At 64.1% G+C, this 22,344-nt stretch carries 22 protein-coding genes; 4 read left to right on the forward strand and 18 right to left on the reverse strand.

The window, feature by feature from the left end; translation table 11 throughout:
• Window positions 1-33: 33 nt before the first annotated feature.
• The 10 genes from OWC48_RS10675 to OWC48_RS10720 all read right to left on the reverse strand — a co-directional run bounded on the left by OWC48_RS10675 (window position 34) and on the right by OWC48_RS10720 (window position 8,449).
• The gene (locus OWC48_RS10675; RefSeq protein ID WP_282519947.1) at window positions 34-453 is read right to left on the reverse strand and encodes a thioesterase family protein; all 420 of its coding nucleotides are present in this window, start codon (window positions 451-453) and stop codon (window positions 34-36) included.
• A gap of 25 nt (window positions 454-478) precedes the next feature.
• Window positions 479-1,240 carry a 3-hydroxyacyl-CoA dehydrogenase gene (locus OWC48_RS10680; RefSeq protein WP_038933541.1) on the reverse strand — a complete coding sequence of 254 codons (762 nt, stop codon included), beginning with the start codon at window positions 1,238-1,240 and terminating at the stop codon, window positions 479-481.
• A gap of 25 nt (window positions 1,241-1,265) precedes the next feature.
• Window positions 1,266-3,149 (reverse strand): feruloyl-CoA synthase, encoded by a 1,884-nt coding sequence (locus OWC48_RS10685; RefSeq protein WP_282519948.1) that lies wholly within the window; start codon window positions 3,147-3,149, stop codon window positions 1,266-1,268.
• Window positions 3,146-3,955, reverse strand: coding sequence for a crotonase/enoyl-CoA hydratase family protein (locus OWC48_RS10690; RefSeq protein ID WP_063980927.1), 810 nt, complete (start codon window positions 3,953-3,955; stop codon window positions 3,146-3,148). The genes OWC48_RS10685 and OWC48_RS10690 overlap by 4 nt, the downstream gene beginning before the upstream one ends.
• A gap of 121 nt (window positions 3,956-4,076) precedes the next feature.
• Window positions 4,077-4,475, reverse strand: coding sequence for a type II toxin-antitoxin system HicB family antitoxin (locus OWC48_RS10695; protein WP_282519949.1), 399 nt, complete (start codon window positions 4,473-4,475; stop codon window positions 4,077-4,079).
• A gap of 5 nt (window positions 4,476-4,480) precedes the next feature.
• Window positions 4,481-4,669 (reverse strand): type II toxin-antitoxin system HicA family toxin, encoded by a 189-nt coding sequence (locus OWC48_RS10700; RefSeq protein WP_282520084.1) that lies wholly within the window; start codon window positions 4,667-4,669, stop codon window positions 4,481-4,483.
• 44 nt (window positions 4,670-4,713) lie between these two features.
• On the reverse strand, window positions 4,714-5,172 hold the full coding sequence (locus tag OWC48_RS10705; protein WP_282519950.1) for a DUF3237 domain-containing protein: 459 nt from the start codon (window positions 5,170-5,172) through the stop codon (window positions 4,714-4,716).
• Between the two features lie 206 nt (window positions 5,173-5,378).
• Window positions 5,379-6,698 (reverse strand): TRAP transporter large permease, encoded by a 1,320-nt coding sequence (locus tag OWC48_RS10710; protein ID WP_282519951.1) that lies wholly within the window; start codon window positions 6,696-6,698, stop codon window positions 5,379-5,381.
• A gap of 2 nt (window positions 6,699-6,700) precedes the next feature.
• The gene (locus tag OWC48_RS10715) at window positions 6,701-7,210 is read right to left on the reverse strand and encodes a TRAP transporter small permease (RefSeq protein WP_014498282.1); all 510 of its coding nucleotides are present in this window, start codon (window positions 7,208-7,210) and stop codon (window positions 6,701-6,703) included.
• Window positions 7,211-7,432: 222 nt separating this feature from the next.
• On the reverse strand, window positions 7,433-8,449 hold the full coding sequence (locus OWC48_RS10720) for a TRAP transporter substrate-binding protein (RefSeq protein WP_282519952.1): 1,017 nt from the start codon (window positions 8,447-8,449) through the stop codon (window positions 7,433-7,435).
• Between the two features lie 260 nt (window positions 8,450-8,709).
• On the opposite strand from OWC48_RS10720, the gene pobA reads away from it, so the two are divergent.
• Together pobA and OWC48_RS10730 are read left to right on the forward strand one after the other, a co-directional pair.
• Entirely contained in the window at window positions 8,710-9,879 is a 1,170-nt protein-coding gene (pobA, locus tag OWC48_RS10725; protein WP_282519953.1) for a 4-hydroxybenzoate 3-monooxygenase, read from the forward strand.
• Between the two features lie 240 nt (window positions 9,880-10,119).
• Entirely contained in the window at window positions 10,120-10,575 is a 456-nt protein-coding gene (locus OWC48_RS10730; protein WP_282519954.1) for a PaaI family thioesterase, read from the forward strand.
• Here OWC48_RS10730 and OWC48_RS10735 read toward each other — a convergent pair.
• Complete coding sequence (locus OWC48_RS10735) at window positions 10,532-11,416, reverse strand: LysR family transcriptional regulator (RefSeq protein ID WP_282519955.1); 885 nt, start codon at window positions 11,414-11,416, stop codon at window positions 10,532-10,534. The genes OWC48_RS10730 and OWC48_RS10735 overlap by 44 nt on opposite strands.
• 121 nt (window positions 11,417-11,537) lie before the next feature.
• Between OWC48_RS10735 and OWC48_RS10740 the strand changes: the two genes are divergently transcribed.
• Window positions 11,538-12,173, forward strand: a complete 636-nt coding sequence (locus tag OWC48_RS10740) for a pyridoxamine 5'-phosphate oxidase family protein (protein WP_282519956.1) — start codon at window positions 11,538-11,540, stop codon at window positions 12,171-12,173.
• A 193-nt stretch (window positions 12,174-12,366) separates the two neighbouring features.
• Here OWC48_RS10740 and OWC48_RS10745 read toward each other — a convergent pair whose 3' ends face one another.
• Genes OWC48_RS10745 through OWC48_RS10755 form a run of 3 tightly spaced genes read right to left on the reverse strand, consistent with a single transcriptional unit; the run spans window position 12,367 to window position 15,910 of the window.
• Complete coding sequence (locus OWC48_RS10745) at window positions 12,367-13,098, reverse strand: ABC transporter ATP-binding protein (protein WP_282519957.1); 732 nt, start codon at window positions 13,096-13,098, stop codon at window positions 12,367-12,369.
• The gene (locus OWC48_RS10750; RefSeq protein WP_282519958.1) at window positions 13,095-14,864 is read right to left on the reverse strand and encodes an ABC transporter permease subunit; all 1,770 of its coding nucleotides are present in this window, start codon (window positions 14,862-14,864) and stop codon (window positions 13,095-13,097) included. Before OWC48_RS10750 ends, OWC48_RS10745 begins: the two co-directional genes overlap by 4 nt.
• Window positions 14,865-14,869: 5 nt before the next feature.
• Entirely contained in the window at window positions 14,870-15,910 is a 1,041-nt protein-coding gene (locus tag OWC48_RS10755) for a branched-chain amino acid ABC transporter permease (protein WP_282519959.1), read from the reverse strand.
• Window positions 15,911-16,087: 177 nt separating this feature from the next.
• Here OWC48_RS10755 and OWC48_RS10760 point away from each other — a divergent pair, with 177 nt between their 5' ends.
• Window positions 16,088-16,609 carry a MarR family winged helix-turn-helix transcriptional regulator gene (locus OWC48_RS10760; RefSeq protein ID WP_282519960.1) on the forward strand — a complete coding sequence of 174 codons (522 nt, stop codon included), beginning with the start codon at window positions 16,088-16,090 and terminating at the stop codon, window positions 16,607-16,609.
• Window positions 16,610-16,816: 207 nt separating this feature from the next.
• Here OWC48_RS10760 and OWC48_RS10765 read toward each other — a convergent pair whose 3' ends face one another.
• The 4 genes from OWC48_RS10765 to OWC48_RS10780 all read right to left on the reverse strand — a co-directional run bounded on the left by OWC48_RS10765 (window position 16,817) and on the right by OWC48_RS10780 (window position 22,339).
• Window positions 16,817-18,100, reverse strand: a complete 1,284-nt coding sequence (locus tag OWC48_RS10765; RefSeq protein WP_282519961.1) for a glycerate kinase — start codon at window positions 18,098-18,100, stop codon at window positions 16,817-16,819.
• A 184-nt stretch (window positions 18,101-18,284) separates the two neighbouring features.
• A complete protein-coding gene (locus OWC48_RS10770) occupies window positions 18,285-19,514 on the reverse strand; it encodes an ABC transporter substrate-binding protein (protein ID WP_282519962.1) in 1,230 nt (409 codons plus the stop codon).
• 241 nt (window positions 19,515-19,755) lie between these two features.
• Entirely contained in the window at window positions 19,756-20,982 is a 1,227-nt protein-coding gene (locus OWC48_RS10775) for an ABC transporter substrate-binding protein (protein ID WP_282519963.1), read from the reverse strand.
• A gap of 127 nt (window positions 20,983-21,109) precedes the next feature.
• Entirely contained in the window at window positions 21,110-22,339 is a 1,230-nt protein-coding gene (locus OWC48_RS10780; RefSeq protein ID WP_282519964.1) for an ABC transporter substrate-binding protein, read from the reverse strand.
• Between the last annotated feature and the right edge of the window lie 5 nt (window positions 22,340-22,344).

The raw sequence follows: 22,344 nt of genomic DNA on the forward strand, positions 1-22,344 counted from the left end.
CTCTTTTGGCGATGCGGCGATTTAGCTCCAGACCTAATTCCCCGTGAATTTGGCTACCATTTCCGCCGGAAACGGTGCCGATTTCAGCTTGTCGGGGTTAACGGGATCGCGGCCGACCAGGACGCGGGTCTCAAAACCCTCGATCGCCAGCGCCACGCCCTTGTAGACGTTGTGCTTCACCTCGAAGCTCGAGCGCTTGATGCTCTCGATCTTCGTCTCGATGGTGATCCAGTCGCCATAGGTCGACGGGATGTAGAACTTGGACCGCGTGTCGACCATGGGGATGCCCACCAGGCCGTATTTGCGGACCAAATCCTGCTTGGAGAATCCGGCGACCTCGAACAGGGTCGACGTCGAATCGTCGAACATCGCGAAATAGCGCGGGTAATAGACGATGTTGGCGGGGTCGCAGTCGCCCCACTGGATCTGGACGTCGCGCCGGTTCACGAACATGCGGTGGCCCTGCTTTCGTTGCGCCTTACTTCGGCGCCATGCGCAGCGAGCCGTCGAGGCGCACCACTTCACCGTTCAGGTACGAATTCTCGACCATGTGCAGCGCGAGCGCGGCGAACTCGTCGGCGTGGCCGAGCCGGCGCGGGAACGGGATCGCGGCGGCGAGCGAGTCCTGGGCTTCCTGCGGCAGGTTGGCGAGCAGCGGCGTCAGGAACAGGCCGGGCGCAATCGTCAGCACGCGGACGCCGAACTGCGCGAGCTCGCGCGCGATCGGCAGTGTCATGCCGACGATGCCGCCCTTGGAGGCCGAATAGGCCGACTGGCCGATCTGGCCGTCATAGGCGGCAACGGACGCGGTATTGATGATGACGCCGCGCTCGCCGGTCGCCTGCGGCTCGAGCTTGGACATCTCGGTTGCGGCGAGGCGCAGCATGTTGAAGGTGCCGATCAGGTTGACCTTGATCACCTTGTCGAAATCGGCAAGGGCCATCGGTCCGTCGCGGCCGACCACGCGCTTGGCGACGCCGATGCCGGCGCAGTTCACCAGCACGCGCGCGGGTCCATGCGCCTTGGTCGCCTGCGTGATCGCGGCTTCGGCCGAGGCGGCATCGGAGACGTCGCAGGTCACGGCCACGCCCTTGAGCTCGGCGGCGACGGTCTCCGCAAGCTTGGCATTGAGGTCGAACACCGCGACCTTGGCGCCCTGCGCCGCCAGCTTTCGCGCGGTCGCAGCGCCCAGTCCCGATGCACCGCCGGTAACGATGACTGCCTGATCCTTCAACAACATGGCGTTCTCCTTTGGCGATGGTTTCTTACCCGACCGATATCACACGGTCCGATGGATTGGCAGCGTAGAGCTCCTCGATTAGCGCGTCGCGATGCTCGAGCACCGCGCGCTGGTTGATCGAGCCCTTGTCGGTGACCTCGCCCTTGTCGATCGAGAGCGGCGTATCGAGCAGGATCGCGCGCGTGATCCGCGTCGAGGAACCGGTGGCGGAAGCCAGAAAGCGCGTCAGGCGCTCGCGGAAGGCTTCGCGCACCAGCCGGTCCCGGGCGGTGACGGTGAGATCGTCGGCCGGCAGCGTCGGGTTGATCAGCCGGCAGCCGTCGAGATCGAGTAGCACCAACGCGGAGATTTCGTCGCGGTTGATGCCGGCGATGACGACGTCGCGCACCAGCGGCGCGCAGGCCGCGACGAAGCGCGCACGCAGCGGGCCGACGCTGACCCAGGTGCCGCTGCCGAGCTTGAAGTCTTCGCTGACGCGGCCGTCGAAATCGAAGCCCGCGCTGAGATCGTCGGGATCGACGGGCTTGAGCGCGTCGCCCATCTTGTAAAATCCTTCCTCGTCGAAGGATTTTGCGGTGATGTCGCCCTGGCGCCAATAGCCGGGCATCACGTTCGGCCCCTTGGCGCGCACTTCCATCTTGCCGTTGTTCGGCACCAGCTTGGCGTCATTGCCCGACACGGGCAGCCCGACATGGCCGGAGCGGCTGGTGCGCGGATTGACCGACATGAAGAATGGCGCGGTTTCGGTGGCGCCCAGGCCGGTCAGCATCGGCACGCGGTAGCCCTTCTCCTTCACCGCGAGCTCGTCGAGGCTGTTCCAGACGAACGGCGACAACGCCGCGCCCGAGAAGAACATCGCGTGCAGGCGGTCGAAGAACTTTGCGCGCAGGCCCTGGTCGTCGCGCAAATAGGGCAGCAGCGATTCATAGCCCTTGGGGACGTTGAAATAGACCGTCGGCGAAATCTCCTGGAGATTGCGCACGGTCTCCTCGATGCCTCCAGGCACCGGCTTGCCGGCGTCGAGATACATCGAGCCGCCATTGTAGAGCGTCAGCCCGATATTGTGGTTGCCGCCAAAGGTGTGATTCCAGGGCAGCCAGTCGATGATGACCGGCGGCTCGTCCTTGAGGAAGGCGAGCGTCTCGCGCAGCATCACCTGGTTGGCGCAGATCATGCGCTGGGTGTTGATGACGGCCTTGGGATTGCCGGTCGAGCCCGAGGTCAGCAAGAACTTTGCGATCGTGTCGGGGCCGATCCTGTCGTGTATCGCGTCGAGATCGCTGCGCAGCGGCGTCGCCATGAGGTCGGCGAGCAGGGTGACGTCGCGGCCCGGCACGCTGCCCCAGGACGCGGCGATCTCGGTGCCATCAGAGACATTGGCGGCGAGCGCGTCCGCGAACTTGCCGGCGTCCTCGGCGAAGACGAGACCGGGCGTCAGCAGCTTCATCAGGTAAGAGAGCTTGCCGTAATCCTTCGACACCAGCGAATAAGCCGGCGACACCGGGCAGAACGGAATTCCCGCATAGAACGCGCCGAACGCGAGCAGCGCGTGGTCGATCGAATTGCCTGAGAGGATGACGACCGGCCGCTCCGCCGACAGGCCGCGCGCAATCAGGCCGGAGGCAATGTGCCGGCTGGCGGCGAGCAGCTCGGCGTAAGTGATCTTGCGCCAGCCGCGGCCGCCTTCACGCTCGGCCATGAAGATTCGGTCCGGCGTCGTCGTCGCCCAATGATGCAGGCGGTCGGTGAGGCGGACCGGATAGTCGCCGAGCGGCTGCTTGGGCCGCAGGTAAATGGTGCCGTCGTCGCGCCGCTCGATGTTGACGGCGGGATCGCCGAACGAAATGGGCCGCAGCGGGGAAGTGCTCGCGCCGCGCTCCATGCTGGAAGAGGACGGCTGCCCGCTCATGACTTCGGCTTCACCTTTGCGGTCTTGTGTTCGAGGAATTCGCGGATCCTGCGTTTCGCCTCTTTGTCGCTCTGCGCAACCGTTGCCATCAGCGATTCCATCAGCAGGCCGGCCTGCGGATTGGCCTCCGCGATCATCGGCAGCGCCTGGAGCACGGCGAAGTTCGTCAGCGGCGCGTTGGAGGCGACCTTGGTCGCAAGCTCCAGCGCCTTGCCGAGCCCGTTGCCGGCCTCCGTCACATATTGCGTAAAGCCGTAGGAGGCGCCTTCGGTCGCGCTATAGACGCGGCCGGTCAGCATCATGTCCATCATCCTGGCAACGCCGATCAGTCGCGGCAGCCGCACCGAGCCGCCACCGCCGACGAAGATGCCGCGCTGGCCTTCCGGCAGGGCGAAATAGGTCGAGGGCTCGGCGACGCGGATATGGGCGGCGCAGGCAAGCTCCAGCCCGCCGCCGATCACCGCGCCCCGGAGCGCAGCGATCACGGGCACGCGGCTGTACTGGATGCGGTCGAACACCCGGTGCCACATCTGGGAATGGAGGAGGCCGCCGGTCGCGTCGTGGTCCTGAAGCTCGGAGAGGTCGAGACCGCTGGAGAAATGATCGCCGATGCCGTGGATGACGACCGCGCCGATATCCTCGGGCAGGGAGGCAAAGCACTCGCCGATTTCGAGGATGATGCCGTCATTGAGCGCATTGCGCTTGGCCGGCCGGTTCAGGCCCACGGTCAGAACCCGGTCCGCCCGCTCGATCCTCAAAAGCCCGGAGGCGCCCGCGTCAGCGGTCTCGGCGTTTCCCTGTGTCATTTGCGTCCTTGTCAGAATAGTTATGTTGTATAACGAATTCTGGGGGAGTCAAGGAGGGGGCGGCGCGGTCGTAGGTTGGGGGAGGACGCCTTCTGCATTGGGCGCAATCTCCGGAAATGCCTCAGGCGGCGTCGGTCATCAGCTTCTTCGCAGCCTGGGCAAGCAGACCGGATCGCGTGTAGCCGTGGGCTTCGGCATATTTGTCGATCTGCTCCAGCACGTCACCGGGTAGAGTGACATTGACGCGCACGATCTTCGGTTGCTCGTTTTTCACCGATACCAAAATGGCGACACCCGTGCGGTTCTCGGGATCCGACATGATCTCTTCGAGCGAGGAAGGCTCCGGGATCGCTTCTCCGTCTTCCGCCATGCCTTCGAGATGAAACGCCAGCGCTTCCTCGGCCATGTCGCGCGCTTCGTCGAGCGTGGTCCCCGCGGTCACGACGCCCGGCAGGTCGGGAAACGACACGCCAAAATCGCTGTCGGCGTCCTTGTGGATCAATCCAATGTAATGACGCATGGCGCTTACCTCAGCTTCAGGCCGGGCTGCTGCTCAATGCTCTTCAGGGTCCCCAGCGGGACGTCCCGCTTTGGATGAGGCACCGTGACGCGGCCCTTTTTCGCCGGGTGCTTGAATTGGACGTGGCTGCCTTTTTGAGCCACTTGGACCCAGCCATCCCTCTGAAGGGCCGAGATAATTTCCCGGCTATTCATCATGTGTATTTATACACACTGGTGTGGATTTGTCAATACGAGGGTCACACCACCTGATGCACGTCGATCACGACGCGGTCCGCATGGCGTGCGGCTGAGCCGACAAAGATGTGCTCCATCAGCCAGCGATATTTTTCGTGCCCCGTCTCGAATTTCGGGACCGTGCGAAAGTAAATCAGCTTCGGATCGACCGGCTCGCCGCGCTTCAGCTTTTGCAGCAGCTCGACCGGGCCAAAGCGCATGCCCTTGTTCTCGACGTAGACGATAGCGCCGTCATCCGTCTCGAAGGCGTATTTCGCTTCGAGATCGATCAGCTCGTTGGGACGAATGGTCTGGAAGTCGGCGCCGAACGGCAGCACCTTGCCGGTAATCGCACCCGTCACCTCGCCGCCGATAATCGGGATGATGCGGCGGACCCCAATGCCGGTCTCGCCGGCGGTGACGACGTCGCCGATTTTTGCGGTGATCGTGAAGACGTATTTGGTTTCGAGGATGGGATTCATCTATCACTTCCTATGTCAGCGACGTGCTGCTCTTCCTTCTCCCCCTGTGGGAGAAGGTGGCGCGAAGCGCCGGATGAGGGGTTGTCTCCGCAAACGCAGATGTGCGGGCGGAGAGATACCCCTCACCCGTCTCGCCGCTATCGCGGCGAGCCACCCTCTCCCACAAGGGGAGAGGGGACAACCGCGCGTCGCGCAGCAGGCGTTCACTAATGCGCCATCATCCGCGTCGGCAGCCAGGTCGCCAGCATCGGGAAGGCGATCAAAATCACCAGCCGCACCAGATCCGTCGCCACGAACGGGATCACGCCCTTGAAGATCGTGGAGAAGGAGACGTCCTTCACCACGCTTTTGATGACGAAGACGTTCATCCCGACCGGCGGGTGGATCAGGCCGAGCTCGACCGTCATCACGATGATGACGCCGAACCAGATCGGATCAAACCCGAGATGCGTGATCACGGGAAAGATGATCGGCACGGTGAGGATGATCATCGCCATGGCGTCCATCAGGCAGCCGAGCACGAGATACATCACCATGATCAGCGCCAGCACGCCGTAGGGGCCGAGGCCGAGACCGGTGAGGAACTCGGTGACCTTCTGCGGCGTCTGCGTCACCGTGAGGAAATAGCCGAAGATCAGCGCGCCGATCAGCACGGTGAACACGGCGGCCGCGGTGCGCGTTGCCTGCAGCAGCGACGCCAGAATCTTCTCGCGGTCGAGCCGCCCGGTGACAACGCCGATGATGAAGGCGCCCGCGGCGCCGACGCCGCCGGCTTCCGTCGGCGTGAAACGCGGCAGGAAGGGCAGGCCGTAGAGGCCGCCGATCACGAACACGAACAGCAGGACCGGCGCCCAGATGTCCTTCAGGCCCGCGAAGCGCTCGCGCCACGGCAGCACCTTGCCCTTGGGCAGGAAGTCCGGGCGGAAATGGCCGATCAGGAAGATCGTGATCATGTACATGGTCATCGCCAGCAGCCCCGGGATGATGCCGGCGATGAAGAGCTTCCCGATGTCCTGCTCGGTGATGATGCCGTAGACCGCGAGCACGGTGGACGGCGGCAGCATCGCGCCCAGCGTGCCGCCGGCGGCGATCACGCCGGTGGCGAACGACTGCGGATAGCCGAAGCGGCGCATCTCGGGGTAGGCGACGGCGGAGAAGGTCGCGGCGGTCGCGACGGAGGAGCCGCAGATCGCGGCAAAGCCGCCGCAGGCGCCGACGGTGGCGATGCCGAGCCCGCCGCGCAGGTGTCCGACAAAGCCGTTGGCGGCGCGGAACAGCTCGCGGCTCATGCCTGAATTGCTGACGAAGGAGCCCATCAGCAGGAACATCGGGATGACGCCGAAGGTGTAGTCGGTGACCGTGCGCATCGAGGTCTGGCCGACCAGCTTCAGCGCCGCCGTCCCGTTGACGAGATAGGCGAAGCCGGACACGCCGACGAGGCCCATGGCCATGCCGACCGGCACGCGCAGCAGCATCAGGACGAACAGGGAAACGAAGCCGATTAAGGCGACGGCATCGGTGCTCATGATTACTCCGTCGCCTTCAATTTTGGATCGTGCATGTCTTCGGGATGGAAGATCAGACGGTAGGTGCGGATCGCGATCAGCAGCACGGCCGCGGCATCACCGATCCACGCGACCGCGAAGAACGGCCAGGTCGGCATGTGCATGTCGAAGGTCTGGACGTTGTCGTTGTAGGTGCCGCGCACCTTGTCGAACAGCGTCCAGGTCTGCACGGTGACGACGAACAGCAGCACCAGCGTCGCGAACACGTCGATCCAGCGCTGGTAGCGCGGCCCGACATTGCCCCAGACCAGGTCGACCGTGATGTGGGTGCCGCGATAGGACGTCGCCGCGATGCCCCAGAAGATGAGGATGCCGAGCAGCATGCGGCCGATATCGAACGAGTCGGGGATCGAGTAGTTCAGCGTATTGCGCAGCAGCACCGACAGGAAGATGTCGAGCGCGACGATGCCGACGAAGCCGGCCGCGATCCATTCGATCGTGTCGATGATGCGGTCCATCCAGGAGCGCTTCATGGGAGGTGTCCCGTCGTGTGCTGTCATTTCTTGATCTCGGTCTCGCCTCGGACTTCACCTCGCCCCGCTTGCGGGGGAGAGGTCGCATCGCATCGTAGATGCGATGGGGGTGAGGGGGACTCTCCGCGAGTCCGAGTGTCACCGTCTCTGCGGAAGCAGCCCCTCACCCCAACCCTCTCCCCGTAAGGACGGGGAGAGGGGGAGGACGGACCGGTCGCAGCGTCACTCCGCCAGCGCGTTGTACTTCTTCAGCGAGGCCTTGAGATCCGCCAACGCGGCGTCGGGATCGGCGCCGGCCTTCTTGGCGCCTTCGCCCCAGGTCTTGACCAAGGGATCGGCGGCCTTCTTCCAGGCGGCGGTCTGTTCCGGTGTCAGCTTGTAGACCTCGTGGCCGGCTTCCGCCTTGACCTTGTCGATGCCGGCGTCCTCGAACTTGCCCCAGTGCTCGCCGACCACGCCGGCCATCTCGGTCGAGCAGTTCTTGTCGATCGCGGCCTTCTGCTTGTCGGACATCGCGCCGTACTTGTCCTTGTTGATCACGAATACGAAGGTCGTGGTGTAGAGCGGCGCCTCCATGTCGTACTTGGTCACCTTGTCGATGCCGAACAGCACCAGGGAGCCCCAGGGGAAGGTGACGCCGTCGGCGACGCCGCGCTCAATGATGTCGCGGACCTCAGGCGCGGAGGACTGCACATTGGTGCCGCCGAGCGAGGTGACGAAGTTTGCCATGGTGGCGTGCGCGGGACGGATCTTCAGGCCCTTCACGTCCTCCGGCGCCACGATCTTTTTGGTCTTGGAATGGAAGGAGGAGGGCGAGTGGACGAAGGCGAGGCAGTATTTGACGTCCTTCATCTCCTTCTCGGCATATTTGCGGTACCAGGCGTCCAGCCCCATCGAGCCGCCCTTGGCGTCCGAGATCAGGAACGGCAATTCGCCGGCGCCGACGATCGGGAAGCGGCCGGGCTGATAGCCGGGATTGACGTAGGTGACGTCGGCGATGCCGTCGCGTGCCATGTCGTAATGGTCGAACGCCTTGCCGAGCTGCTGGGCGGGAAACACCTTGCCGGTGATGGTGCCGCCGGAATCCTTGTTCACTGCGGCCACCCAGTCTTCCAGCGACTTCTGCAGCGGGTGCGACGCCGGCACCCAGTGCGAGACTTTCAGGTCGAAGGTCTTGTCCTGCGCGAACGCGGGGCTCACGCTTGCTGCCAGCAGCAAAGCCAGACAGGCTTTCCTCATTGGTCGTCTCTCCCTGTTTCGACGGCGGGCTTCGATGGCCCGGTCTCGTTAATTAACATGTTATCTAATTGGCCGGCGCGTTCAAGCCGGAACTGGCGCGGCGTGCCGCCGCGTCATCTACGTCAGCCATGTTGCATGGATTTGTCGCTGCCCGGGCGCACTCCCCTTTTGCCCAACGATTATATGTTATAATTATCTTGCGCGGACCGACGCGACAAGCGAGCCGCGGCGAAAACCTACAGGATCGGGAGGAGCAAGTATTGCGGACAAAAGTCGCAATCATCGGGGCCGGGCCGGCCGGATTGTTGCTTGGGCAACTGCTGCACCAATACGGCATCGACAATGTGATTCTGGAGCGGCAGAGCCCGGACTACGTGCTGGGCCGCATCCGTGCCGGCCTCCTCGAGGAGGGAACCGTCGCGCTGCTCGACCAGATCGGCGCCAGCGGGCGGGCGCATGCCGAGGGCCTGGTGCATGAAGGCATCGAGCTCGCCTTTTCCGGGAGCCGTCACCGCATCGACATGAAGGCCGCGACCGGCAAGACGGTCATGATCTATGGCCAGACCGAGGTCACGCTCGACCTGATGAATGCGCGCAAGGCTGCGGGCCTCACCTCGGTTTACGAGGCCAGGGACGTGCAGCCGCATGATTTCGACGGCAGTCGGCCGCGCGTCACCTATGTCAAGGACGGGGTCACCCACACGATCGATTGCGACTTCATCGCCGGCTGCGATGGCTTTCACGGCGTCAGCCGCGCCAGCGTCCCGGCCACGGCGATCGAGGAGTTCGAGCGGATCTACCCGTTCGGCTGGCTCGGCATCCTCTCGGAGACGCCGCCTGTCAGCCACGAGCTGATCTATTCCAACCACGCCCGCGGCTTCGCGCTCTGCACCATGCGCTCGACCAAGCGCAGCCGCTACTATGTGCAGTGCGCGCTCGACGACCATGTCGACCAATGGCCGGACGACCGTTTCTGGGACGAATTGAAGCGCCGGCTCGACCAGGAGGCGGCCGACAGTCTCGTCACCGGCCCCTCGATCGAGAAGAGCATTGCGCCGCTGCGCAGCTTCGTCGCCGAGCCGATGCGGTTCGGCAAGATGTTCCTGTGCGGCGACGCCGCCCATATCGTGCCGCCGACCGGCGCGAAGGGGCTGAACCTGGCTGCCAGCGATGCGCATTATCTGTCGAACGCACTCCGCGAATTCTACGACGAGAAATCCAACGCCGGCATCGACGCCTATTCCGCCACGGCGCTGGCGCGGGTCTGGAAAGCGGTGCGCTTCTCCTGGTGGATGACCTCGATGCTGCACAAATTCCCCGACACCGGCACCATCGGCGGGCGCATCCAGCTCGCCGAGCTCGACTACGTCACGCAGTCGCAGGCCGCGATGACGTCGTTGTCGGAGAACTATGTGGGGCTGCCGTTTTAGGAGGGTCACTGTCATGCCCCGCGAAGGCGGGGCATCCAGTACGCCGCGGCCTCTCCGTATCACGTCACCGTCTCTGGAATACTGGATCACCCGCTTTCGCGGGTGATGACAGTCTTCGTGAGGCAACGCCGGAGGTCGTTTCAAACACCCGCGCAAATCCCGTTTAAAACTTTGTAGGCGGTGAAACTGTCATCCACATCGCGTTCAATGGCGGCAACCCCACCTCGATGCGAGATAGTCATGACCGACACCGACATCCCCGACGGCTTCGAGCCGCTTTCCCGCAAGAGTCCGCTCACCGAACCCTGGGAGCCGCTTTACTCGAAGAACACCGACAAGGCCGTCATTATTGGCCTCCGGCTGGCAAGGCCGCACACCAACGGCCGTGGCTTGATCCACGGCGGCCTGATCGCCGCGCTTGCCGACAACGCCATGGGCTATAGCTGCGCGCTGGTGACGAACTGGACCACTTCGTTCGTGACGGTCTCACTCTCGGTCGATTTCGTCGGCTCCGCCGAGATCGGGCAGTGGTGTTCGATCGAGAGCGACGTGATCAAGACCGGCAAGACGATCTGCTTCGCGCAATGTCTGATCAAGGCCGACGGCACTGTGATCGCACGGGCGAGCGGGACGTTCCGGGTGGTGCCGAAACCTACCCAAACCTCCACTCCGCCGTCTCCACCACGAGATCGATGAATGCGCGCACCTTGGCCGAGAGCAGGCGTGAGGTCGGATAGACGATGTGGATCGGCAGCGCCGGCTGCTCGTATTTCGCCAGCACGATTTTCAGCCGCCCGCGCTTCAACCCCTCTGCGGCCTGATAGGCCAGCACCCGCGTGATGCCCCCGCCGGCTTCTGCATATTGCAAGGCGGCGTCGGCGCTGTTGCTGGTAAAACGTGGCGTCGGCGTCCACTCGATATCGCGGCCGTCCTGGACGAAGTGCCAATTGGCGTAGGGGCCGAACGCGATGGTCTGGTGCGCGTGCAATTCCTGTGGCGTCTTCGGCTCGCCGTTGCGCTTCAGGTAGCCCGGCGTCGCCACCGTGATCCGCCGCATCTCGCCGACCTGGCGTGCGACCAGCGAAGAATCGGCGAGATGGCCGATCCGCACCGCGGCATCGACCGCGTCCTCGACGAGATTGACGAGGTTGTCCGAAAGTCTGAGCTCGGCCGTGACCTCCGGATAGCGCTTGAGATAATCGGTCATGACCGGCGCCACATGCAGCCGCCCGAAGCCGAGGGGCGCCGACACCACCAGACGCCCGCTCGGCCGGTTGCGTTCCTCCCGCGCGGAGCCGTCGGCCTCCTCGACATCGGCGAGGATGCGCCGCGCGCGCTCCAGATAGCGCGTGCCGACATCGGTCAATCTCACCTGCCGGGTAGTGCGCTGCAGCAGGCGCGCGCCGAGATGCTCCTCCAGCGCCGCGATCAGCCGCGTCACGGCCGAGGGCGACAGCTGCAGCTTGCGCGCCGCCGGCGCAAAGCCGCGCAGATCGGCGACGGTGACGAAGACGTGCATGGCTTCGAGGCGGTCCATGGAATTATTGCATATATTGCAATGATGAAGTGTCAAGTGGCCAGATTGTTTTGCCCGCTGGAAGGTCCATTTTAGAACGCGAAAGACGCAGGGATGCGCCGGGATTTCAGGAGATGTTCCGATGACGGCAACTCACACCTACGCCAGCGACGTGGCGTTCACGCCGGCGGTGAAATCGATCCAGACCCGAAAGGGATCACGCGAGGGGTATGCCCATGCCGAGCAGCGCGGCTGGCGCACCGAGGTCGACGAGAACCTCGCGGCGTTCCTGGCTGACGCCAACAGCTTTTATTTCGCCACCGCCTCGGCCGATGGCCAGCCCTACATCCAGCACCGCGGCGGCCCGAAGGGGTTTTTGAAGGTGCTGGACAAGCAGACGCTGGCTTTCACGGACTACGCCGGCAACCGGCAATACATCACGCAGGGAAACCTGACCGAGAATCCCAAGGCCTATATCTTCGTGATGGACTACGCCCATCGCCGCCGCGTCAAGATCTGGGGCGAGGCGCGCGTCGTCGAAGACGATGAGGCGCTGACGACGTCGCTGATGCCCAAGGGGTACCGCGCGCGGCCGGAGCAGGTGATCCTGTTCAAGATCGCAGCATGGGACACCAACTGCCCCCAGCACATTCCGCAGAAGTTCGATGCGCCGGATGTCGCGGCAGCGCTGGCGGCGAGGGACCAGCGGATCGCGGAGCTGGAAGCAGAGGTCGCGGCGTTGAAGGGAAAAGCGAGTCTGCCTTCAGGCGAAAGCTAGTGCAGCTCGCACGGTACACCCTCTCCCCCTGAGAGAGGGGGTGGCTCGCGGCGCAGCCGCGAGACGGGTGGGGGGTGTCTCTCCGCAGGCGATGGTCCCACGTCGTCATTCGCGGAGAGAACCCCTCATCCGGCGCGCTTACGCGCGCCACCTTCTCCAACAAGGGAGAAGGGAAGAGGAGCCAGCCGCGAAATCAGATCACACTCGCGCCTTCGTGCTGGAAGCCGAGATAGCTGGCCGCCACCCGCTCGTTCGCGGCGATATCGCTGGCCTTGCCGCTGAGCACGAACTCGCCGAGCTCCATCACATAGGCCTGGTCCGCAATCTTCAGCGCGGCCTGCGCGTTCTGCTCGACCAGCAGCACCGAGACGCCGCTGGCGCGCAGCTCGGTGACGATGCGGAAGATGTCGGCGACGATGATCGGGGCGAGGCCGAGGCTCGGCTCGTCCAGCATCAAGAGCTTCGGCTCGCCCATCAGCGCGCGGCCCATCGCGAGCATCTGCTGCTCGCCGCCGGAGAGGGTGCCGGCGAGCTGCTTGCGCCGCTCCTTCAACCGCGGAAACAGCGTGTAGACGCGTTCCATCGAGGCTTTCGCCTTGCTGCGCTCGATGCGGAAGGCGCCGAGTTCGAGATTGTCCTCGACATTCATGGTCACGAACAATTCGCGGTGCTCGGGGACGAGGCCGAGCCCCATCGCGACGCGGTCCTCGATGTCGAGCCGTGACAGATCCTGCCCGGCGAAGGCGACACGGCCTTTCAGCGGCAAAATGCCCATGATGGCGGAGAGCAGCGTGGTCTTGCCGGCGCCGTTGGCGCCGACGATGGTGACGATCTGGTTGGCGCCGACCTCGAGCGAGACCGAGCGCACGGCCTCGACCTTGCCATAGGCGACATGTGCGTCGGCGACGGACAACAGCGCGCTCATGCCGCCACTCCGAGATAGGCCTTGATCACTTCGGGATTGGTCTTGATCGTGGCGGGCGTGCCTTCCGCGATCTTGGTGCCGAAATCGAGCACCACGATGCGGTCGGCGAGGTTCATCACGAAGCCCATGTCGTGCTCGACAAGAAGCACGCTCATGCCGCCGTCGCGCAATTCGCGCAGCAGCGCAGCAAGGCGCTGCTTCTCCATGTGGCGCAGGCCGGCGGCCGGCTCGTCGAGCAGCAGCAGCATCGGATCGACGCACAGCGCACGCGCGATCTCGACGATGCGCTGCTGGCCGAGCGAGAGCGAGCCTGCGAGCTGATGCATCTGCTCGGCAAGGCCCACGCGCTCGATCTGGCGGGCGGCCTCCGCGAGCAGCCTCGCTTCATCGGCGCGGTCGAGCCGCAGCATCGAGGAGATCGGTCCCGAATGGCCGCGCAGATGCGCGCCGATCGCGACATTCTCCAGCACGGTCATATCAGGGACCAGCTTCACATGCTGGAAGGTGCGGGAGATGCCGAGCTTGACGATCTCCTGCGGAGGCGCCCTGTCGACCTTCTTGCCGAGCACCGAGATCGAGCCTGATGTCGCCGACAGCACACCGGTGATCAGGTTGAACGTCGTGCTCTTGCCCGCGCCGTTCGGTCCGATCAGCGCGACGATCTCGCGGGCCTGCACGTCGAAGGAGACGTTGTTGACCGCGATCACGCCGCCGAACTGCTTTCGCGCCTTCTCGACCTGGAGCAGGACGCCGGACTGGCCGGCCGCGCGGGTGCGCTGCTCCAGTTTCAGCGAGGTGTCCGGCTTCTTGCCGCTGGTTCGCTCGGGCAGGAACGACATCAGCCAGGGCCAGACGCCGCCGGGCGCAAGCTGGAGCAGCGCCACCAGCATGATGCCGAACACGATGGTCTCGACCTGCCCGGAGCCGGGCAGGATCAGCGGCAAATAGCTTTGCAGCACCTCCTTCAGGACCACGACGATCGCCGCGCCCAGCACGCCGCCCCAGACATAGCCGGCGCCGCCGACCACCGCGATGAAGAGATATTCGATGCCGGCCTGCGCGCCGAACGGCGTCGGATTCACCGCGCGCTGGAGATGCGCGTAGAGCCAGCCGGAGAGGCCGGCGAGCACCGCGGCGTGGATGAACACCAGGAGCTTTGCCCGCGGCGTGTGCACGCCGAACGCTTCGGCTGCGACGTGTCCGCGCCGCAGCGCGCGGATGGCGCGGCCGGTGCGGGAATCCAGCAGGTTCATCGTGAGCAGGGCCGAGAGGATCACGGCAACCCAGATCGCGTAATAGATCGAGCCGGGCGAGAGCATCTTGAACGAGCCGATCGACAGCGGCGGGATCGCCGAGATGCCGTCGTTTCTTCCCAGGAATTCCAGCTTGCTGAAGAGATAGAACAGCCCCAGCCCCCAGGCGAGCGTGCCGAGCGGCAGATAGTGCCCGGAGAGACGGACGGTGACGAGGCCGAGCAGCACCGCCAACGATCCGCTGACCAGCAGCGACAGCGGCAAGGTCAGCCACGGCGACAGGCCGTAGGCCGTCGACAGCACCGCGGTGGTGTAGGCGCCGAAGCCGACGAAGGCTGCCTGGCCAAACGAGGTCAGGCCGCCGACGCCGGTGAGCAGCACGAGGCCCATCGCGACGAGGGCGGCAAGGCCGATATTGTCGAGCAGCACGATCCAGAACGGCGGCATGCCCGGGAGATGCGGGATCGCCGCCATGAGAAGCGCGAAGACGAGGATGGGAAGCCGGCTCTGCATGCGCGTCAGTCCTTCTCTTCCTCGACCGCGGGCGCGGCGAGCGAGCGCAGCAGCAGCACGGGGATCAGCAGCATGAAGACGATCACTTCCTTGTAGTTGGAGGCGTAGAAGGACGAGAACGCCTCGACGATGCCGACGACCAGCGCCGCGACGGCGGTGAGCGGATAGCTGACCAGGCCGCCGATGATCGCGGCAACGAAGCCCTTCAGGCCGATCAGGAAGCCGGAGTCGTAATAGAGCGTCGTGATCGGCACGATCATGATGCCCGACAGCGCGCCGATGACGGAGGCCAGCAGGAAGGCGATCTGGCCTGACAGCGTGGTGCGGATGCCGGCAAGGCGGGCGCCGAGCCGGTTCACGGCGGTCGCGCGCAGCGCCTTGCCGTAGAGCGTCAGCCCGAAGAACAGCCAGAGCCCGATGATGAAGGCGATGGTGATGCCGTAGACGGTGATGCTCTGGCCGGTGAAGCGCAGTGCGCCGGCGGTGAAGGAGCCGGACAGCACGGCAGGTCCGCGCTGGCCTTCGGCGCCGAAGAACAGCAGGCCGAGGCCCTGCAGCGCGAGGTGGACGCCCACCGATGCGATCAGCAGCACCAGCACGGAGGTGTGCGCCAGCGGCTGGAACGCGATGCGGTAGAGGTAGAGGCCGATCATCGCGACGATCACCAGCGACAGCGCGATGCAGACCGCCACCGGCGGCTTCTGGGCGGCGAAGTAGATGGTCAGCGCCAGCACGATGGCCGGCAGCACGATGTTGGTGACGAGGCTGCGCACGACCAGGCGGCCGTGCAGCGCCTTGCGCGCCACGAACAGGTCGAACACGAAGGCGCCGATGCCCAGCGCCAGCGCGAGCTTTGCCGTGCCCGGCATCTGCCCCGCGGCCAGCGAGGCATAGGTCAGCGCGCCGTAGGTGACGAATTCGCCCTGGGGAATCAGGATGACGCGCGTGACGGCGAACACCAGCACCAGCGCCAGGCCGAGCAGCGCATAGATCGCGCCATTGGTGATGCCGTCCTGTACCAGGAACAGCATGATGGTGGTATTCAAGACCGGACGCTCCCCCTCAAAGATCGGGACCGGGCTCCGCAATTGCGGTGGACGGTCCGCTCACAGCCATTGAAACGCTGACGATAATTGATATGATCCATAACAATTATCAAATATAACTTCAAGGGTGGGGCGGACGACCCGCCCCGAATTTAGCGGGATCACGAGCACGAGGCGATGACCGTTTCCAAAACCGCTGAAAAGTCTTCTGAAAAGCCCGGTGACGCGGCCAAGGGCCGCAAGGACGCGGCCGAGGCCCACCCTGAAGCCCTCCAGCTTGGCGAGCTCTCCGAGCAGCTCGGCTACGTGCTGAAGCGGGCGCAGCTCAAGGTGTTCGAGAACTTTTTGCGCTGCATGGCCTCGCTCCAGCTCACGCCCGCGCAGTTCTCCGTGCTGCTGCTGGTCGAGAAGAATCCGGGCCGTAACCAGACCGAGATCGCCTCGACCCTGGGTATCCTGCGCCCGAACTTCGTGGCGATGCTCGACAATCTGGAGAGCCGCGACCTCTGCGCGCGGATCCGCTCCACCAACGACCGCCGCTCGCACATCCTGGTGCTGACCGACAAGGGCAAGGCCGTGCTGACCCGGGCGAAAAAGCTCGTCGCCACCAAGCACGAATCCCGGCTGAACCAGCTGCTCGGGCAGGCCAACCGCGAAGCCCTGATCGGGATGCTGTCGAAGATCGCGAACGAGTTTTGAGGGGGCCGCGCTCTTTCCGCTCCCTCCCCCCTTGCGGGGGAGGGTAGGGGAGGGGGGTAGCCTAGCAAAAGGTGCGCGACGTATTGCGCGCTGCAGACAACAGCGGACTCTTGGTGCGCACTCCATCGAGAGCGCGCGTCGTGTGGCACCCCTCTCCCTAGCCCTCCCCCGCAAGGGGGGAGGGAACGCAGCGGAGTACGAGGCGCCTCAATCCACCAAAATCACCCTGATATCGTTCACGTTCGTCAGCGTTGGTCCCGGCATCAGCAGATCGCCGGTCGCCTCGAAGAACGTCGTCGCGTCGTTGTTGTCCAGGTACGCCTGCGGCTGAAGCGCCAGGGCCTTCATCTTCGCGAAGGTCGCAGCATCAATCAGCGCGCCGGCGGGGTCGGTGGGGTGGCCGGCGCCGCCATCGGCGCCGTCGGTGTCGCCGGCGAGAGCAGAAATGTCAGGCGTGTCCTTCAGCAGGCCCGCGAGCGCCAGCGCGTATTCCTGGTTCGGGCCGCCGCGCCCGTTGCCGCGCACGGTCACCGTGAGCTCGCCGCCGGAGAGGATCGCGAGGCGCTTGCCTTGCGCGCGGGCCTGAAGCGCGAGCCTGGCGTGATCGGCGGCGACCTCGCGGGCCTCGCCTTCGAGATCGGCGCCGAGATCGATGGTCTCGTAGCCCGCTTCCTTGGCGAGCTTCACCGCGGCGTCGAGCGATTGCTTGGGCCGCGCGATCAGCTCGAAATGCGCGCGCGCGAAGGCGGCATCATCAGGTTTGGCGCTTTCGTTGGCGGGATCGTCGAGTGCGCGGCGGACGGCGTCGTCGATGGCGAGCTTGTATTTTGCGACGATCGCGCGCGCATCGGCCAGCGTGGTCGGATCGGGCACGGTGGGGCCGGAAGCAATGGCGGACGGATCGTCGTGCGGCACGTCGGAAATCGCGAGCGTCACGATCTCGGCGGCATTCCTGCCGGCGCGCGCCAGCCGGCCGCCCTTGATCCGCGACAAATGTTTCCTGACCGTGTTCATCTCGCCGATCGGCGCGCCCGACCGGAGCAGCGCCTTGTTGACCGCCTGCTTCTGCGCGAAGCTGATGCCGTCCACCGGCGCGATCCAGTTCGCCGAGCCGCCGCCGGTGAGCAGCACCAGCAGCAAATCGTCGGGTCCGGCCTCGCTCGCGAGCGCAAGCGTATCGGCGGCGCCCTTCAACCCGGCTTCATCGGGCACGGGATGGCCGGCCTCGACCACGCGGATGCGGCGCGTCGGCACGCCGTAGCCGTGGCGCGTGGTGGCGATGCCGACGAGGCGCTCCGGCGCGAGCTTGAGCGTGTCGAGATAATGCCGTTCGGCGGCCGCGGCCATCGCACCCGCGCCCTTGCCGGCGGCGAGGCAGATCACGCGCCCTTTCGGCGCGGGCCGCAGATGCGGCGCCAGAATCGTGCTGGGATGGGCGGCGGCAACGGCGGCGTCGTAGAGCGCGCGGAGCAGGGGACGTCGGTCGGTCATGACGAAAGGCCTTCAGCGAACTGAAATGATGGCGACACAATCGCCGGCTCCCTGCCTACCGCATCAGGCGCCAAAGCGTAAGCGGGCTTTACAATCATTCGATTGTGCAATCGCGTGATCATAATCCGCGCGCAAGCAAAAGCCCCCTGCGATGGCCGCGCAGGGGGCTCTCTGTCGTTTGGGGCTAGCCGCCGACGTCGGCGCTGATCACGTCTCCGAACAGCTCCCACTTCTCGCCCTTGAACTTCTCGAGTTGAAGCTGGCTGATCGGCGCGAAATCGGTCGGCGAGGTGTTGATCTTGACGCCCGGCAGCAGCGCCTCGGTGCGGAAGTCCTTCACGTTCGCCGCCTGCTTCATGATGTTCTCGCGTGTGAGATTGTCACCGCACTGCTTCAAGACCTGGACCAGTGTCTGCGCCACGGCATAGCCGACGATCGTGCCCTTATCGAGCTTGTCGCCCTCGGGGAAGTATTTGGTCATGAAGGCCAGAAACTCCTTCATGCCGGGATCGTTGTTCCACGCGGGATCCGACACGTCCTTGAGATAGTCGGCCGAGATGATGTCCTGGCCATTCTCGAAGCCGGCCGGCTTCATCACGCTGCCGACGGAGGCCGAGACGTTGTTGAGGAAGTGCAGCGGCTTCCAGCCGATCTCGGCATTCTTCTTGATCGCTTGCGCGGCGAATTTCGGCGTCGTGATGTTCATGAAGACGTCGGCACCGGTCGACTTCAGCTTGACGATGTGGTTGTCGATGGTCGGCTCGGAGGTCTCGTAGCTCTCTTCGATGACGATCATCGAGGCGGCTTTCGAGCCGAGGCCGTCCTTGAGGCCCTTGAGATAGTCCTTGCCGTAATCGTCGTTCTGGTAAAGCACCGCGATCTTGGCGTCCGGCTTGTTCTTGAGCAGCCACTTCGCATAGATCTGCGTCTCGCTCTGGTAATTGGGCTGCCAGCCCATGGTCCAGGGGAAGTTCTGCGGATCGTTCCACTTGGTGGCGCCGGTCGCGACGAACAGCTGCGGCACCTTCTTCGAGTTCATGTATTTGTGGATCGCCGAGTTCGGCGGCGTGCCGAGCGAGTTGAAGATGAACAGCACCTCGTCGCTCTCGACCAGCTTGCGAGCCTGCTCCACCGTCTTCGGCGGCGAGTAGGCGTCGTCATAGGAGATGTAATTGATCTTGCGGCCGTTGATGCCGCCCTCGTCGTTGATCTTCTTGAAGTAGGCGGCTTCGGTCCGCCCGATGATGCCGTAGGCGGAGGCCGGTCCGCTGTAGGGCATGATGTTGCCGATCTTGATTTCGGTGTCGGTCGCGCCGGTATCGTATTTCTTCTGGGCCGATGCAGTGGAGGCCGAGGCCGCAATGAGCGCAAGCGCCAGTGACGCGGCCGCAAGTTTGCCGGTGACAGCGGGCATTCCTATCTCCCTATTTTCTTGGTGTGTGTGCGCTTCCTTTTCTTGGCTCGATTATTTTTGGCGACGCGGATGCAATTCAATACGATTTACCGCGAGCCTTCAACAGAAAGCCCCCGCGGCGGTGTCACAGGGACTGCTCCTTTAGTAGTCAAGGACCGTCGCGCGCTCGTGTGCGATTGCGAGACGGCGCGGCTGTCTTGAGTTGATTAACCGGTCGGAGGCGATTTTGAGTTGCGCGGCTTCAATGGCCGAGCTCGCTCGAGATGATGTCGCCGAACAGCTCCCATTTCCTGCCCTTGAACCGCATCATCTGGAGCTGCTCGATCGGGGCGAAATTATCGGCGGAGGTGTTGATCTTGATGCCGGGCAGCAGCGTGTCGGGCTCGAAATCCTTCAAGGAAGCGGCCTGCTTCATGACGTTCTCATGGGTGAGCTCGTCGCCGCACATCTGCAGCACCTTCACCATGGTCTGGGCCGCGGCATAGCCGAACACCACGCCGGCATCGAGCTTGTTGGCCTTGGGGTCGTACTGCGCGAGGAAGTTATAGAACTTCTTCATGCCGTCATCGGCATTCCATTGCGGGTCGGAGCCGTCCTTGGTGTAGCTCGCCGACAGGATGCCTTGCGAGATCTCCAGGCCCGCGGGCTCGAGCACGCCGCCGACCGAAGCCGAGACGTTGGAGATGATGTGGACCGGATGCCAGTTGATCTCGGCCGCCTTCTTGATCGACTGCGCGGCGAATTTCGGCGTGGTGACGCTGAGGAAGACGTCGGCGCCCGAGGCCTTCAGCTTCACGACGTGCTCGTCGATCGCGGGCTCCGACGTGTCGTAGCCGTCTTCGAGCACGATCATCGATGCCTTGGCCCCTAAGCCGTCCTTCAGCCCCTTCAGATAGTCCTTGCCGAAATCGTCGTTCTGGTAGAGCACGCCGATCTTCGCGTCCGGCTTCTCCTTCATGATGTATTTGGCGTAGATGCGCGCCTCGCTGGCGTAGCTCGGCTGCCAGCCCATGGTCCACGGATATTGCTTCGGATCGTTCCACTTGGAGGCGCCGCTCGCCACGAACAGCTGCGGCACCTTCTTCTCGTTCATGTATTTGCGGATGGCGCCATTGGTGGAGGTGCCGAGCGAGCCGAAGATCAGCAGCACACCGTCGCTCTCGACCAGCTTGCGCGCCTGCTCCACGGTCTTCGGCGGCGAATAGCCGTCGTCGTAGGAGATGAACTTGATCTTGCGGCCGTTGATGCCGCCCTCGGCATTGATCTTGTTGAAATAGGCTTCCTCGGCCTTGCCGATCGCGGCATAGGCGGAGGCCGGCCCGCTATAGGGCATGATGTTGCCGATCTTGATCTCGCTATCGGAAGCGCCGCTGTCGTATTTCTTTTGCGCCTGTGCCGGGCTGCTCATCGCAGTGCACAACGCGAGCGCGGCCGAAACGGCCGCAACCTGAAATCGAACGACAGTCATCTTTCTCCACCCGGAATGGATCGGCGCCGCATTGAACAAGATTGACGCCTGACGTCAACAAAAAGCCCCCGCGGTCGCCCGCGGGGGCTTTGTCAGATTTGACTAGATTTGGACTATTGCGTCAGCGTCACTCGGAAGCGACGTCGCCGCTGATGATCTCGCCGAAGAGTTCCCACTTCTCGCCCTTGAAGCGCTGCATCTGGAGCTGCGAAATCGGGGCGAAGTCGGTGGCGCTGGTGTTGATCTTGACGCCGGGCAGCAGCGTGTCCGGTGCAAAATCCTTCAAGGAAGCGGCCTGCTTCATCAGGTTGGCGCGGGTGAGGTCGTCACCGCACATTTCCAGCGTCTTGACCAGGGTCGACGCCGCGCCGTAGCCGTAGACCATGCCGGTGTCGGTCTTGTCGGCGCCGGGCATGTATTTGTCGACGAACTCGTTCCACTTCTTCATGCCGGGATCGTTGTTCCACTGCGGGTCGGTGGAATCCTTGGCATAGGCCGCCGACAGCACGTCCTGCGAGGCCTCGAAGCCGGCCGGCTTCATCACGCTGCCAACCGAGATCGACACGTTGGTGAGGATCTGGAGCGGCTTCCAGCTGAGCTCAGCGGTCTTCTTGATGGTCTGGGCCGCGAACTTCGGCGTCGCGTAGATCAGCAGCACGTCGGGATTGGCGGCCTTGATCTTGACGATGTGGCCGTCGATCGACGGCTCGGAGATCTCGTAGCTCTCTTCCATGATGATCATGGACGCGCCCTTGGCGCCGAGACCGTCCTTGGTGCCCTTGAGGTAGTCTTTGCCGAAATCGTCGTTCTGGTAGAGGATCGCGACCTTGGCGTTCGGCTTTTCCTTCATCAGCCATTTCGCGTAGATCTGCGCTTCGCTCTGGTAGGAGGGCTGCCAGCCGATGGTCCAGGGGAAGTTCTTCGGGTCGTTCCACTTGGTGGCGCCGGTGGCGACGAACAGCTGCGGGATCTTCTTGGCGTTCAGGTACTTCTGGATCGCGGTGTTCGAGGGCGTCCCGAGCGGATTGTACACGGCCAGCACTTCGTCGCTCTCGACCAGCTTGCGGACCTGCTCGACGGCCTTCGGCGGCGAATAGGCGTCGTCATAGGTGACGAAGTTGATCTTGCGGCCGTTGATGCCGCCCTTGTCGTTGATCATCTTGAAATAGGCTTCTTCGGTCTTGCCGATGATGCCATAGGCCGATGCCGGACCGCTGTACGGCATGATGTTGCCGATCTTGATCTCGGTGTCGGACGCGCCGGTGTCGTATTTCTTCTGGGCAAGTGCTGCGCCGGAGGTGAGGGTCGCGACCGCCGTTACGAGTGCGGTGGTTCGCAGTATTCTTCCGAAAAGCAATTGGG

It is taken from the genome of Bradyrhizobium sp. Arg816 (assembly GCF_029989365.1).
Taxonomy (GTDB): Bacteria; Pseudomonadota; Alphaproteobacteria; order Rhizobiales; family Xanthobacteraceae; genus Bradyrhizobium.

Coding starts and splice junctions, on each gene's coding strand:
- OWC48_RS10675 (WP_282519947.1), bottom strand. CDS start 453: ATGTTCGTGAACCGGCGCGACGTCCAGATCCAGTGGGGCGACTGCGAC.
- OWC48_RS10680 (WP_038933541.1), bottom strand. CDS start 1,240: ATGTTGTTGAAGGATCAGGCAGTCATCGTTACCGGCGGTGCATCGGGA.
- OWC48_RS10685 (WP_282519948.1), bottom strand. CDS start 3,149: ATGAGCGGGCAGCCGTCCTCTTCCAGCATGGAGCGCGGCGCGAGCACT.
- OWC48_RS10690 (WP_063980927.1), bottom strand. CDS start 3,955: ATGACACAGGGAAACGCCGAGACCGCTGACGCGGGCGCCTCCGGGCTT.
- OWC48_RS10695 (WP_282519949.1), bottom strand. CDS start 4,475: ATGCGTCATTACATTGGATTGATCCACAAGGACGCCGACAGCGATTTT.
- OWC48_RS10700 (WP_282520084.1), bottom strand. CDS start 4,669: ATGAATAGCCGGGAAATTATCTCGGCCCTTCAGAGGGATGGCTGGGTC.
- OWC48_RS10705 (WP_282519950.1), bottom strand. CDS start 5,172: ATGAATCCCATCCTCGAAACCAAATACGTCTTCACGATCACCGCAAAA.
- OWC48_RS10710 (WP_282519951.1), bottom strand. CDS start 6,698: ATGAGCACCGATGCCGTCGCCTTAATCGGCTTCGTTTCCCTGTTCGTC.
- OWC48_RS10715 (WP_014498282.1), bottom strand. CDS start 7,210: ATGAAGCGCTCCTGGATGGACCGCATCATCGACACGATCGAATGGATC.
- OWC48_RS10720 (WP_282519952.1), bottom strand. CDS start 8,449: ATGAGGAAAGCCTGTCTGGCTTTGCTGCTGGCAGCAAGCGTGAGCCCC.
- OWC48_RS10730 (WP_282519954.1), top strand. CDS start 10,120: ATGACCGACACCGACATCCCCGACGGCTTCGAGCCGCTTTCCCGCAAG.
- OWC48_RS10735 (WP_282519955.1), bottom strand. CDS start 11,416: ATGGACCGCCTCGAAGCCATGCACGTCTTCGTCACCGTCGCCGATCTG.
- OWC48_RS10740 (WP_282519956.1), top strand. CDS start 11,538: ATGACGGCAACTCACACCTACGCCAGCGACGTGGCGTTCACGCCGGCG.
- OWC48_RS10745 (WP_282519957.1), bottom strand. CDS start 13,098: ATGAGCGCGCTGTTGTCCGTCGCCGACGCACATGTCGCCTATGGCAAG.
- OWC48_RS10750 (WP_282519958.1), bottom strand. CDS start 14,864: ATGCAGAGCCGGCTTCCCATCCTCGTCTTCGCGCTTCTCATGGCGGCG.
- OWC48_RS10760 (WP_282519960.1), top strand. CDS start 16,088: ATGACCGTTTCCAAAACCGCTGAAAAGTCTTCTGAAAAGCCCGGTGAC.
- OWC48_RS10765 (WP_282519961.1), bottom strand. CDS start 18,100: ATGACCGACCGACGTCCCCTGCTCCGCGCGCTCTACGACGCCGCCGTT.
- OWC48_RS10770 (WP_282519962.1), bottom strand. CDS start 19,514: ATGCCCGCTGTCACCGGCAAACTTGCGGCCGCGTCACTGGCGCTTGCG.
- OWC48_RS10775 (WP_282519963.1), bottom strand. CDS start 20,982: ATGACTGTCGTTCGATTTCAGGTTGCGGCCGTTTCGGCCGCGCTCGCG.